This window comes from Escherichia sp. E14S1 (genome assembly GCF_004211995.1).
In the GTDB taxonomy this organism is placed as follows: Bacteria; Pseudomonadota; Gammaproteobacteria; order Enterobacterales; family Enterobacteriaceae; genus Escherichia.
The window spans coordinates 104059-117760 of record NZ_RHJQ01000006.1 but is presented as its reverse complement, the minus strand read 5'-3'; the positions used below and the strand labels follow the sequence as shown (position 1 = coordinate 117760).

Sequence of the window (13702 nt, the reverse complement as noted above, 5' to 3'; positions counted from 1 at the left end):
CTTATCTTCCCAACCACGGCTGTGGATTGACCGCCTGACCCTGGCGGCGAATTTCGAAATAGAGTGAAGGCCGACCCTGACCACCACTGCTGCCCACCAGTGCAATTGGCTGGCCCGCGCGAACCTGCGAACCAACGCTCACCAGTGCGCTCTGATTATAGCCGTAAAGACTCATATCGCCTTTACCGTGCTCAACCACCACCACCAGACCGTAGCCTTGCAGCCAGTCAGCCAGAATCACCCGACCGTCGGCAATCGCTTTAACTTCAGTACCTTCAGAGGCACCGATAACCATCCCTTTCCAGCGCAGTTCGCCTTGTAGCTGTTCGCCATAGCGATGCAGCGTTGGCCCGCGAACCGGCCAGAATGCCTGACCGCGCGGTGCGCCCAGACCACCAGTTCGGGACATCAGCGATTTTTCGCTTTCGGTCGGTTTGTAGGTGGTGCCTTTACGCGTCGCTTCTTTCTGACGGTCGCGAACCGCCTGGGCTTCGCGCGCTTCACGTTCAGCACGCGCTTTCGCTGCCGCTTCTGCACGGGCAATGCTGTTACGCAGACGGGATTCGTTGGCACGCAGTTCACTTAGCTGCTGCTGACCTTGCTGGATGGAAGATTCCAGCCCCGCCAGCGTCTTTTTACGCTCGTTCAGCGCCTGAGTCAGTTTCGCCTGTTGGGCGCGCTGCTCATATAACAGCGTTTGTTGCTCGCTTTGTTTCTCTTCCAGTTCAGCACGCTGCATGGCGACTTCTTCACGCGTTTGCTTCAACTGGGCGATGGTTTCTTGTCGAGCCTGGTTGAGATAGCCGAAGTAAGCCTGCAATCGTTGACCGCGCTGGCTTTCTTCACCGCTGAGAATCAGCTGAATACCGGTATGTTCACCCTGACGAAACGCGGCATCCAGTTGCGCGGCGAGGCTGCGTTCCTGGGCGGCTTTTTGCTGCTCCAGTTTGGCAATCGACGCGTTCATCTCATCAATCTGTTTATTCAGTTGATTGAGCGTGTTTTGCGTTTCGCGCAGCTTGCGGGTGGCTTCGGAGATCGCCTCTTCCTGCTTTTTCAGCTGAGCAAGCAGGCTTGAGCGTTGTTGCTGCTGTTGGCGTACCGCGCGCTCTTTCGCGGCGATATCGGCCTGAATAGACTTGAGTTGGTCGCGGTCATCCGCGTGGGCGGAAAACGTGCACAACAATACGCCAGCGCTAAGAACGCTGGCGTAAATGATGGGCCTGACTGCAAACCTGCGCGGTTTCGTGGCCCGTGTCATGGTATTAATCGCCTTTCCCCTCATGGGGAGGGATTATTCCACGATGAACAGCGGCTTACCAGTCATCTCTTGCGGGATTTCCATCCCCATCAGCGACAACATGGTCGGTGCGATGTCAGAAAGCTTACCGCCTTCAACCGCTTTCACGTTCTTATCACCAACGTAAATCAGCGGAACTGGCAGGTTGGTGTGTGCTGTGTGTGCCTGACCCGTTGCCGGATCGCGCATCTGTTCAGCGTTACCGTGGTCAGCGGTGATCAGCAGTTGTCCACCCACGGACTCAACGGCTTTTGTCACTTCTTCAACACAGTGATCCAGCGCTTCTACCGCTTTAACCGCCGCTTCCATCACTCCGGTGTGACCTACCATGTCGCCGTTCGGATAGTTACAGATAATGGTGTCGTATTTGCCGCTCTTGATTGCCGCAACCAGTTTTTCGGTCAGCTCTGCGGAGCTCATTTCCGGCTGCAGGTCGTAGGTAGCGACTTTCGGCGAGTTGATCAGAATGCGGTCTTCGCCTTTGAACGACTCTTCTACACCACCGTTAAAGAAGAAAGTGACGTGAGCATATTTTTCAGTTTCGGAAATACGCAGCTGAGTTTTGTCGTTTTTCGCCATCCACTCGCCGAAGGTGTTAACCAGAGACGCCGGTGGGTAAGCCACTGCGGTTTTGATGTCGGCAGCGTATTCGGTCAGCATCACGAAATCGACGTTAACCACTTTCTTACGCGCGAAGCCGTCGAAATCAGCGTTCACGAACGCACGAGTAATTTCACGCGCACGGTCAGCACGGAAGTTCATGAAAATCAGCGCGTCGCCGTCTTCCATTGCTGCATCTGGCTGGCCTTCTGCACGAATAACGGTCGCTTTCACGAACTCGTCGTTTTCGTCGCGAGCATAAGCAGCCTGCAAACCAGCAACGGCGGTATCGGCCTGGAATTCACCCTGCGCCAGAGTCAGCAGGTCATAGGCTTTTTCAACGCGATCCCAACGGTTGTCGCGGTCCATCGCGTAGTAACGGCCAATGATGGACGCTACGCGACCTTTACCCAGCGCGGCAAATTTCTCTTCGAATTTTTTCAGCGAAGATTCAGCACTGCGCGGCGGAGTGTCGCGACCGTCAAGGAATGCGTGCAGGTAGATTTTTTCTGCGCCGCGTTCAGCTGCCAGTTCTACCATCGCCATGATGTGATCTTCGTGGCTGTGTACGCCGCCTGCGGAGAGCAGACCCATAATGTGTACTGCTTTACCTGCGTTTTTCGCTTTATCTACCGCACCAGTCAGTACCGGGTTAGCGAAGAAAGCGCGATCTTTGATTTCAACGTCCAGACGAGTCAGGTCCTGATACACGATGCGGCCGGCACCCAGGTTAACGTGGCCTACTTCGGAGTTACCCATCTGACGGTCAGGCAGACCGACTTCCAGACCGGAAGCGTCGATCAGGGTATGCGGACGATTGGCCCACAGTGCATCCATTACCGGGGTTTTAGCACTAAAAATGGCGTTATCCTGCTGTTCTTCGCGATAGCCATAGCCATCCAGAATCACCAGTACCATAGGTTTTTTAGAAACCGACATTGCGACAACCTCATACTCAAGAGTCAAAATTTGCGTAATTTTACTACAGCTGAATCGATAAAATAGCCTCTGAAGATCAAAATATACGACCGCTCGCGGCAAGCCGATGCCAGATTTGCGATTTTTTTTCGTAGCGCCCCGCAAAATTGCATTCCAGTTAACGCGCTGGCTGTATTTGCCGCACTGCGCAGGTATACTCCTTTCCTGGTTTTTTTAATCACTACGTCGGGAGTTGTTACCCCCCATGCAAGAAATTATGCAATTTGTTGGCCGTCATCCCATACTGAGTATCGCCTGGATCGCGTTACTGGTGGCGGTTCTTGTCACTACGTTTAAGAGCCTGACCTCGAAAGTGAAGGTGATTACTCGTGGTGAAGCTACGCGTCTGATCAACAAAGAAGACGCTGTGGTTGTGGATTTACGTCAGCGTGATGACTTCCGTAAAGGCCATATCGCAGGTTCTATCAATCTGTTGCCGAGCGAAATCAAAGCTAACAATGTTGGTGAGCTTGAGAAGCACAAAGACAAACCGGTTATCGTGGTAGACGGTTCTGGCATGCAGTGCCAGGAGCCTGCAAACGCGCTGACGAAAGCTGGTTTTGCGCAAGTATTCGTGCTGAAAGAAGGCGTCGCTGGCTGGGCTGGCGAAAACTTGCCTCTGGTGCGCGGCAAATAATTTACCTGTCGTCTTTCATGATGCAGGCCGTTAGCTGCAATTATGCCCCCAGCGACTTATTGTTATAAGCTTCTGGGGACACTCCATTTTGCTGCCGCCCTGCAACATGAAATTTCAGGGTAAAAAAACAGGAGCTAAGTTATGGCCAATGTTGAAATCTATACCAAAGAAACCTGCCCGTATTGCCATCGTGCAAAAGCACTGCTGAGCAGCAAGGGCGTGAGTTTTCAGGAGCTGCCGATCGATGGCAACGCCGCCAAGCGTGAAGAGATGATCAAACGCAGCGGTCGCACCACGGTTCCCCAGATTTTTATTGACGCACAGCACATTGGCGGCTGTGATGACTTGTATGCATTGGATGCACGTGGTGGACTGGATCCCCTGCTGAAATAACGTGTGAACGTTGGCATTACATTGCGCAGTATTTAAGGACAACACTTAAGGGTTTTCTACACATGTCAGAACAAAACAACACCGAAATGACTTTCCAGATCCAACGTATTTATACCAAGGATATTTCTTTCGAAGCGCCGAACGCGCCGCACGTTTTCCAGAAAGATTGGCAGCCAGAAGTTAAACTTGATCTGGATACGGCATCTTCTCAACTGGCAGATGACGTTTACGAAGTGGTACTGCGTGTTACCGTAACGGCATCCCTGGGCGAAGAAACTGCGTTCCTGTGTGAAGTTCAGCAGGGCGGTATTTTCTCCATCGCGGGTATTGAAGGCACCCAGCTGGCACATTGCCTGGGCGCATACTGCCCGAACATTCTGTTCCCGTATGCTCGTGAATGCATCACCAGCATGGTATCCCGCGGTACATTCCCGCAACTGAACCTTGCGCCGGTTAACTTCGATGCGCTGTTCATGAACTATTTGCAGCAGCAGGCTGGCGAAGGTACTGAAGAACATCAGGATGCCTGATGAACCAACGTAATGCTTCAATGACTGTGATCGGTGCCGGCTCGTACGGCACCGCTCTTGCCATCACCCTGGCAAGAAATGGCCACGAGGTTGTCCTCTGGGGCCATGACCCTGAACATATCGCAACGCTAGAACGCGACCGCTGTAACGCTGCGTTTCTCCCCGATGTGCCTTTTCCCGATACGCTCCATCTTGAAAGCGATCTCGCCACCGCGCTGGCAGCCAGCCGCAATATTCTCGTCGTCGTACCCAGCCATGTCTTTGGTGAAGTGCTGCGCCAGATTAAACCGCTGATGTGTCCTGATGCGCGGCTGGTGTGGGCGACTAAAGGTCTGGAAGCGGAAACCGGGCGTCTGTTACAGGACGTGGCGCGTGAGGCGTTAGGCGATCAAATTCCGCTAGCGGTTATCTCTGGCCCAACATTTGCGAAAGAACTGGCGGCAGGTTTACCGACGGCTATTTCGCTGGCCTCTACCGACCAGACCTTCGCCGATGATCTCCAGCAGTTGCTGCACTGTGGCAAAAGTTTCCGCGTTTACAGCAACCCGGATTTCATTGGCGTGCAGCTTGGCGGCGCGGTGAAAAACGTTATTGCCATTGGCGCGGGGATGTCCGACGGTATCGGTTTTGGCGCAAATGCGCGTACGGCGCTGATCACCCGTGGACTGGCTGAAATGTCGCGTCTTGGTGCGGCGCTGGGTGCCGATCCTGCCACCTTTATGGGCATGGCGGGGCTGGGCGATCTGGTGCTTACCTGTACCGACAACCAGTCGCGTAACCGCCGTTTTGGCATGATGCTCGGTCAGGGCATGGATGTACAAAGCGCGCAGGAGAAGATTGGTCAGGTGGTGGAAGGCTACCGCAATACGAAAGAAGTCCGCGAGTTGGCGCATCGCTTCGGCGTTGAAATGCCAATAACCGAGGAAATTTATCAAGTATTATATTGCGGAAAAAACGCGCGCGAGGCAGCATTGACTTTACTAGGTCGTGCACGCAAGGACGAGCGCAGCAGCCACTAAACCCAGGGAACCTTTGTTACCGCTATGACCCGGCCCGCGCAGAACGGGCCGGTCATTATCTCATCGTGTGGAGTAAGCAATGTCGTGTGAAGAACTGGAAATTGTCTGGAACAATATTAAAGCTGAAGCCAGAACGCTGGCGGACTGTGAGCCAATGCTGGCCAGTTTTTACCACGCGACGCTACTCAAGCACGAAAACCTTGGCAGTGCCCTGAGCTACATGCTGGCGAACAAGCTGTCATCGCCAATCATGCCTGCCATTGCTATCCGCGAAGTGGTGGAAGAAGCCTACGCCGCCGACCCGGAAATGATTGCTTCTGCGGCCTGCGATATTCAGGCGGTGCGTACCCGCGACCCGGCAGTCGATAAATACTCAACCCCATTGTTATACCTGAAAGGTTTTCATGCCTTGCAGGCCTATCGCATCGGTCACTGGCTGTGGAATCAGGGCCGTCGTGCACTGGCTATTTTTCTGCAAAACCAGGTTTCTGTGACGTTCCAGGTCGATATTCACCCGGCGGCAAAAATTGGCCGTGGCATTATGCTCGACCACGCGACGGGCATCGTCGTTGGTGAAACGGCGGTGATTGAAAACGACGTGTCGATTCTGCAATCCGTCACCCTTGGCGGTACTGGGAAAACCAGCGGTGACCGTCACCCGAAAATTCGTGAAGGCGTGATGATTGGCGCGGGCGCGAAAATTCTTGGCAATATTGAAGTTGGGCGCGGCGCGAAGATTGGCGCAGGTTCCGTGGTGCTGCAACCGGTGCCGCCGCATACTACTGCCGCTGGCGTTCCGGCACGCATTGTCGGTAAACCAGACAGCGATAAGCCATCAATGGATATGGACCAGCATTTCAACGGTATTAACCATACGTTTGAGTATGGGGATGGGATCTGACGTCCTGTGATTGTGCCGGATGCGATGTAATCATCTATCCGGCATACAGTAACTAATCTCTCAACACCGCTCCCGGATACCCCAGCTGCCGCCAGGCTTCATACACCACTACCGACACCGCATTGGACAGGTTCATGCTTCGGCTGTCCGGCACCATTGGAATACGAATTTTTTGTTCAGCGGGCAGGGCATCAAGAATGCTCGCTGGCAGGCCGCGCGTTTCCGGGCCGAACATCAGATAGTCGCCATCCTGATAGCTTACGGCGCTATGTGCGGGCGTACCTTTTGTAGTGAGAGCAAACAGGCGCTGGGGATTTTCTGCTTCGAGGAACGCGCTGTAGTCATGATGACGCGTAACGGCGGTAAATTCGTGGTAGTCCAGCCCTGCGCGGCGTAGGCGCTTATCGTCCCAGGCAAATCCCATTGGTTCGATGATATGCAGACGAAAGCCGGTGTTAGCGCAAAGACGGATGATGTTGCCAGTATTTGGCGGAATTTCTGGTTCGTAAAGTACGATGTTTAGCATACTGCCCCCTTAGTGCGGGGGCAGGATAGCAGAAAATTGGTGAGCCGTGCGGCCTTTTCCCCTCACCCCGGACTGTGCATCCGAGAGAGGTGATTCAGTCTGAGGGAGCACAAACAACACCGATCGGTCCCCTCTCCCTGAGGGAGAGGGTTAGGGGGCTCAAACGACTATGCCGCATTCCCTTTCGCCATCGGGGCCAGCGCCGCAGGCAACTCTTTACCCAGCCCCTGCACCAACGAATCTTGCGTAATTTCACTGATCGATTTCGCGCCCGTCAGCGTCATCGCCACTTTCATCTCTTTCTCAATCAGATTCAGCAGGTTAGCCACGCCCGCCTGGCCCGCTGTTGCCAGCGCATACAGGAAAGCACGACCCAGCAGTACGGTATCGGCACCGAGCGCAATCATACGCACGACATCAAGCCCGTTACGAATGCCGCTATCTGCCAGAATGGCGATATCCCCTTTTACCGCGTCCGCAATAGCAGGCAGTGCGCGGGCAGAAGAGAGCACGCCATCTAACTGACGACCGCCGTGGTTAGAAACCACAATCCCGTCAGCGCCAAAACGTACCGCATCACGCGCATCTTCTGGGTCGAGGATCCCTTTGATCACCATCGGGCCATCCCAGAAATCGCGGATCCACTCAAGGTCTTTCCAGGAGATGGACGGATCGAAGTTATTCCCCAGCCAGCCGATGTAATCTTCCAGCCCGGTCGGTTTGCCAAGGTAAGCCGAGATATTCCCTAAATCATGTGGACGACCATTCAGGCCCACATCCCACGCCCATTGTGGATGAGTCACCGCCTGCAAGTAGCGGCGCATTGCCGCATTTGGGCCGCTCATACCCGAATGCGCATCACGGTAGCGTGCGCCCGGCGTTGGCATATCCACGGTGAAAACCAGCGTAGAACAACCCGCGGCTTTTGCTCGTTCCAGTGCGTTACGCATAAAACCGCGATCGCGCAGTACGTAAAGCTGGAACCACATTGGGCGCTTGATGGCGGGTGCGACTTCCTCAATCGGGCAAACGGAAACCGTTGAGAGAGTAAACGGAATGCCATGCGCATCCGCCGCTTTTGCGGCCTGAACTTCGCCGCGTCGCGCATACATGCCGCACAAGCCCACTGGAGCCAGCGCTACTGGCATCGACAATTTCTCATTAAACAGCGTCGTTTCCAAGCTTAAGTCGGACATGTTTTTCAGAATGCGCTGGCGCAGCGCCACTTCTGATAAATCTTCCATGTTACGACGCAGGGTATATTCAGAATATGCGCCGCCATCCATATAGTGGAACAGGAACGGCGGCAGAATGCGTTGTGCTGCGGCGCGATAATCGCTGGCTGCAGAAATAATCATGCGTTTTTCTCCCTCGAATGCTCATTATGCTCACCGGGCAGGCGGGTAATACGTGCACGGCGCGCTTGATCTTCATCGAATCTTTTCATGGTGCTGTGGACAAAACTGAGATGCGCCATCATCGCTTTACGCGCCCCGTCGGCATCCCCGGCAAAAATGGCGTCAATGACTGCCTGATGCTGCTCGGTCAGTTGTGAAAAAACGGGCGGCACGAGATACATCCGTTGACGGCTTTGCATCACCGAGGATTGCAGAACATCAAAGAAACCACGCATGGTTTGTAGCAGCACGATGTTATGCGAGGCTTCGGCAATCGCCAGATGAAAACGAACGTCCGCTTGCGAAGCGAGGTCCGGGTCTTCGCTGAGCGTTGCCCCAAAGCAAAGCTGAATTTTCTCTTTGTCACCAGGCGTGGCGCGCATCGCTGCATGCCATGCGGTGCTGGCTTCAATGGCGTAGCGGGCTTCCAGAATATCGAAACTGTAATCCGGATCATCGGCCATCAGCGTTTTCAGCGGCTGGACGATGTTTTGCTCCGACCACGCGTCATGACGCCAGCGCACAAATGTGCCACCACCGCGACGACTAAGAAGTACGCCTTCGCTCACCAGTTTTGCCAGCGCTTCGCGCAGTGAATTACGCGACACGCCGAGTTGCATCGCCAGTTGGCGTTCAGCGGGCAACTTCATGCCCGCCTCCAGCTGTTTTTCATCAATCAGCGCCCGCACACGGGAGGCAACCTCGTCTGACAGGCGTCTGGGTGTAGCAATCATTAAGGAATCATCCACGTTAAGACGTAAGCCTGAAGCGTGGTGATCACGCCCACCATACAGGTGAATATCAGGCTGTGTTTGACGGTAAAGCGGAACAGGTCTGACTCTTTGCCAACCAGGCCTACCGCCGCACAGGCGATAGCGATGGATTGCGGGGAGATCATCTTCCCGGTAACACCGCCGGTGGTATTGGCGGCAACCAGCAACAGGTCAGAGACGCCAATTTGTTGTGCGGCCGTGGCTTGCAGAGCGGCAAACAGAGCGTTAGATGACGTATCCGACCCGGTCAGGAATACCCCCAGCCAGCCGAGGAACGGCGAGAAGAAGGTGAATGCATGACCGGTGTGCGCCAGTGCCAGCGCCAGTGTTGACGACAGCCCGGAATAGTTCGAGATAAAGGCGAACGCCAGCACCATACCGATAGAATAGATGGGCAGCGCCAGTTCTTTCAGCGTGCTGCCGAAGGTGCTGAGAGCGTCAGACGGTTTCATCTTCAGCCAGACAACCGAGAGCAGCGCAGCAAACAGAATGGCGGTGCCGGTGGCTGAGAACCAGTCAAACTTAAACACGGCGGCGTAAGCGGTAGCTTCGTTGACCACCGGCGGCATACGAGCAACCAGTTTGTCGAGATACGGTACCGGAATGTTGATCACCCATTCATACAGCGCGCCGCCCGAAGCGAACAGAGCTTTAAATGGCGGGATACTCCAAAGTGTTACGGTGGCGGTCAGGAACAGGAACGGTGTCCAGGCACGCAGCACCTGACCCGCCGTGTAACCTGTGTGAGCCAGCGTCATATCAACCTGCGATGCCCCCAGATCGCCGAAGCGGAAAACGCGTACTGGCTGCCAGCGTTTGAGGAACAGTGTCAGGCAGAGCAGCGATACCAGCGAAGAGATAATGTCCGGCAGTTCCGGCCCAATGAAGTTGGAGCTGAGATACTGTGCGATGGCAAACGAACCACCTGCAACCACGACCGCAGGCCACGTCTCTTTAATACCGCGCCAGCCGTCCATAATCGCCATGATCCAGAACAGGACGATAATGGTCATAAACGGTAGCTGACGACCCACCATCTGGCCGATCTCAAAGCTGTCGATGCCCGTTACCTGTCCGGCAACCAGAATTGGAATACCCATCGCACCAAATGCCACTGGCGCGGTGTTAACAATCAGGCACAGTCCGGCGGCGTACAGAGGTTTAAAGCCCAGGCCGACCAGCAATGCGGCGGTGATCGCCACCGGTGCGCCGAAGCCCGCAGCCCCTTCGAGAAATGCGCCGAAACAGAAACCGACGATCAGCATTTGCAGACGCTGGTCTGGGGTTATTGAGAGAATAGACGAGCGGATAATGTCAAACTGTCCGGTTTTCACCGAGATCTTATAGACGAACACCGCCGCAATAATGATCCACGCGATGGGCCACAAACCGTAGAAGAAGCCATAAACCACCGAGGCCAAGGCATTGGCGACCGGCATTTTATAGAACAGCAAAGCCACGGCCAGGGCGATGGCAACCGTCCAGGTGGCGGCAACGTATCCTTTCAGTTTGAGCTTAATCAGCGCAAAGAAGAAAAACAGGATGGGAAGCGATGCTATCAGGCTGGAAAGCCAGATATTCCCGGCGGGATCATAGTTTTGTTGCCAGAGATTCATTGCAGGTCTCCTGGAGTCCACGCACATCGTGTAATGAGTCTGTTGCTCATCTCCGTGTCACACGTTGTGTAAAAGTGGTACTGCCAATTTTGTTGTGTAGGGATAATGACAATGAATGGTTAACTAAATGTTATTTATTGGCAACGTTAATGTGAGTTTTAATTGGGAAAATGTGAACCAGAGGTCAGATAAGCGAAGAATTGGTAGGGCCAATTTTTTGGCGAAGGGAGATGTCTGGTAAAGAAAAGGGCAATCCTCATCAGAGAATTGCCCTTAGATTGTTGACCCGGTGCGCCTTATCTTGCCGGAATATTCGGCCTACAGGAATGTGCAGAATCACCCTGTAGGCCTGATGCGCGTAACGCATCAGGCAATTTGGCGTTTACCCATTCGTTAATGGATGATTACCACTGAATACCGGCACCGAGTGCGGCGGAGTATTCACCCTGGCTATTGGTACTACCTTGTAATTTGTAGACCCAACGACCATTGGCGCTCACCATCGACACACCTAAAGCAACAGCTGATTCACCGTTGTAAGTACCGCCACCAATAGAGGCCATGCTGGCACCCGGAGTGTAAGCCTGCGGCAGGCCGGTCATCGCCATTGCAGAAGCGATACCACCACTCAGCTTGCTTTCAGTTTTGGACAGTTTGTTATCCATCTCAACCATGCGCTGATCGGTGTATTGCTTCGTTTCCTGCACGCTTTGCTTCAACTGCGCGTAGTTCACCGCGTCGTTGTTGTTCACGCCAGCGGAAACGTTGCTGATGCGAGTCGTACCACCGTTGCCACCACCGAGAGTGATGTTGCTGTAGTCGATAGAGCCATCAGCTTTGGTGTCGTAGCGAACGCCGCCTGCTTCGGAAGACTTCAGCTGCGAAACGTTAACCGCGTCAGTCGCGTTTTTACCTGCGGCAACGTTAGTAATACGGCGTTGATTAGTGGAAGAACCTACGGAAATCGTATTTTCCTCGTTTGCCACGGAACCCGTACCCAGTGCGACGCTGTTGTCAGCGGCAGCAATGGAACCAGAGCCAATTGCGACGCTATCTTTACCCTGCGCGTTAGCATCGACGCCATCGGTATTGGTCTTGAAGTACTTGGTGCTACCGGTGGTCACGATGTCGCCAATACCGTTTTCGATATTAGTAACGCGAGTATCCAGATTAGTGACCTGATTGTTCAGGTTAGTAATGCTCTGGGTATTCTGGGAAACCTGCGCGTCTGTTACTTTCAACTGACCCACGTTAACCGCATCGGTATCCGCTGAACCTGCCGCGACGTTGGTAATCTGACGTTGACCGTCTTCGCTGCCGACAGAGAACTCACCGACAGAGTTTTGCGGAGCGTCCATGTTATAGGCGGTGTAGCCAGTCTGCGCACCTCGGGTAGTCTGAGAACCATTACCCATCGCAATACTGTTGGCATGATTTGCACTCGCGTTGCTGCCGATTGCGATACCGTTGATGGCATCTGCCAGCACCAGAGTGTTCAGGCCAATACCAATACCGGCGTTACCATTAACGATGGTTTTCGCACCCATTGCCAGCGAGTCTTCACCGACCGCCAGTGAGTCCTCAGCCGTTGAGTTGGCGTGATAGTACTTGGTCGGCGTCGTCGCTACTGCACCAATCGCATTCTGCAACTGGCGAACCGTAACGGCGTCATGGGCTTCGGAACCATCGGCTACGTTGATGATTTGACGATATTTACCATCATCACCAATCGACAATGCGCCGAGTAATTCACCGTCAGTGGTGTCGTAGCCAATCTCTACGCCATTTTCCGTTACGCTGGTGTTACGAGAACCTTTAACAATCACACGGTCGGAAACAGAGCTGCTACCCAGGGCGATACCCGTCTCAACGTCGCTGTAGCTGCCCTGACCAATGGCTACGCTGCTATCACCAGAGGCAACAGCGTTATAACCCACTGCGGTAGCACCAATGCCAGAGGCGCTGGCGTCGTTGAACGCTAAGCCGCTGTCGTTAGTACGCACATAGTTAATGCCCGCACCGTTGTTTTCGATGTACTTCGTGTCAGTATTTCCGGCAAGCTGATTGATGATTTGGCTATTTTGCTCGATCAGCAGGTTAGCGGCATTCAGTTGGGAACCATTGACGGCGTCAGTGCTGCCCGCTTCAATCAGACCATCAGCCACATTGGTGATTACACTGGCTTTGCCTTCATGGTTGGCGCTGTAGGCACCCGCAGCGTCATCCCACAACAGGGCATTATCATCGAGCGCATCCAGAGCTTCACCGACGTTGTTGTAATCGGTATTTGCAATGGTGTAAGTCGGCGCAGTGATAGAACCGTCAGAGTTGACTTCTGCATCTCCACCCAGGGCATCAGCAATGTACTTATTGGTGTCGTAGAGTTGCGAACCGTTAATGGCATCGCTGCTGGTATCAGAAATTGCACCGTCTGCGACATTAGTAATAATGCTGGCCGTTTTATCTATCCCGCGACCGGCGCTAAATGCACCTTGACCGTTATTTGCTGTTGCATCCCACAGCAGAGCATCATCGAGAGTGGTGTCGATTGCGTTCAGAGCTTCACCGACGTTGTTGTAATCGGTATTTGCAATGGTGTAAGTCGGCGCAGTGATGGTGCCATCAGCGTTAACTTCTGCGTCACCACCCAGCGCATCGGCAATGTACTTGTTGGTGTCGTAGAGTTGCGAACCGTTAATGGCATCGCTGCTGGTATCAGAAATTACACCATCTGCGACGTAAGTAATGACGCTGTCGGTACCACCGTGTTTGGCGCTGAATTTTTTGGCGGCAGTATCCCAGAGCAGAGCATCACCGAGCGAATCGGTAAATGACGAGTTAATGGCTGCCAGAGCATCACCGACGTTAGTGTAGGCATTATTACCAATAGTGTAGGTTGGTCCGGTTAATACGCCCGTATCGCTGATATCAGCACCACCGCCAAGATAAGTCGTGAAGGAATCAGCTAAACCATAAAGCTGGCTACCATTAATGGCATCGAAGCTGTTGGAAGAAACTGTGCCAGCCAGTAC

Annotated in this window: 12 protein-coding genes; 5 read left to right on the top strand and 7 right to left on the bottom strand. The window is 53.8% G+C overall.

Annotated elements, in window-relative coordinates; all coding sequences use genetic code 11:
• Position 1: 1 nt before the first annotated feature.
• Positions 2–1261 (bottom strand): murein hydrolase activator EnvC, encoded by a 1260-nt coding sequence (envC, locus tag D9734_RS08115; RefSeq protein WP_001626259.1) that lies wholly within the window; start codon positions 1259–1261, stop codon positions 2–4.
• Between the two features lie 33 nt (positions 1262–1294).
• Positions 1295–2839, bottom strand: coding sequence for a 2,3-bisphosphoglycerate-independent phosphoglycerate mutase (gene gpmM / locus D9734_RS08110; protein ID WP_064526112.1), 1545 nt, complete (start codon positions 2837–2839; stop codon positions 1295–1297).
• 244 nt (positions 2840–3083) lie between these two features.
• On the opposite strand from gpmM, the gene D9734_RS08100 reads away from it, so the two are divergent.
• From D9734_RS08100 to cysE, 5 genes are all read left to right on the top strand, one after another.
• The gene (locus D9734_RS08100) at positions 3084–3515 is read left to right on the top strand and encodes a rhodanese-like domain-containing protein (RefSeq protein WP_001156181.1); all 432 of its coding nucleotides are present in this window, start codon (positions 3084–3086) and stop codon (positions 3513–3515) included.
• A 141-nt stretch (positions 3516–3656) separates the two neighbouring features.
• Positions 3657–3908, top strand: coding sequence for a glutaredoxin 3 (gene grxC, locus D9734_RS08095; RefSeq protein ID WP_000024392.1), 252 nt, complete (start codon positions 3657–3659; stop codon positions 3906–3908).
• 62 nt (positions 3909–3970) lie between these two features.
• Positions 3971–4438, top strand: coding sequence for a protein-export chaperone SecB (gene secB, locus D9734_RS08090; protein WP_130206686.1), 468 nt, complete (start codon positions 3971–3973; stop codon positions 4436–4438).
• Positions 4438–5457 carry an NAD(P)H-dependent glycerol-3-phosphate dehydrogenase gene (gene gpsA / locus D9734_RS08085; RefSeq protein ID WP_130206684.1) on the top strand — a complete coding sequence of 340 codons (1020 nt, stop codon included), beginning with the start codon at positions 4438–4440 and terminating at the stop codon, positions 5455–5457. Before secB ends, gpsA begins: the two co-directional genes overlap by 1 nt.
• 79 nt (positions 5458–5536) lie before the next feature.
• A complete protein-coding gene (cysE, locus tag D9734_RS08080; RefSeq protein ID WP_001277565.1) occupies positions 5537–6358 on the top strand; it encodes a serine O-acetyltransferase in 822 nt (273 codons plus the stop codon).
• Between the two features lie 52 nt (positions 6359–6410).
• On the opposite strand, the gene trmL is transcribed toward cysE, so the two are convergent.
• The 5 genes from trmL to D9734_RS23510 all read right to left on the bottom strand — a co-directional run.
• A complete protein-coding gene (trmL, locus tag D9734_RS08075) occupies positions 6411–6884 on the bottom strand; it encodes a tRNA (uridine(34)/cytosine(34)/5-carboxymethylaminomethyluridine(34)-2'-O)-methyltransferase TrmL (protein WP_000932351.1) in 474 nt (157 codons plus the stop codon).
• A gap of 167 nt (positions 6885–7051) precedes the next feature.
• On the bottom strand, positions 7052–8242 hold the full coding sequence (lldD, locus tag D9734_RS08070; protein WP_130206682.1) for a quinone-dependent L-lactate dehydrogenase: 1191 nt from the start codon (positions 8240–8242) through the stop codon (positions 7052–7054).
• Positions 8239–9015 carry a transcriptional regulator LldR gene (lldR, locus tag D9734_RS08065; RefSeq protein ID WP_130206680.1) on the bottom strand — a complete coding sequence of 259 codons (777 nt, stop codon included), beginning with the start codon at positions 9013–9015 and terminating at the stop codon, positions 8239–8241. The genes lldD and lldR overlap by 4 nt, the downstream gene beginning before the upstream one ends.
• Entirely contained in the window at positions 9015–10670 is a 1656-nt protein-coding gene (gene lldP, locus D9734_RS08060; protein ID WP_130206678.1) for an L-lactate permease, read from the bottom strand. The genes lldR and lldP overlap by 1 nt, the downstream gene beginning before the upstream one ends.
• A gap of 404 nt (positions 10671–11074) precedes the next feature.
• Positions 11075–13702: YadA family autotransporter adhesin (locus D9734_RS23510; RefSeq protein WP_240780537.1), on the bottom strand; the 2628-nt coding region annotated here is incomplete at its 5' end.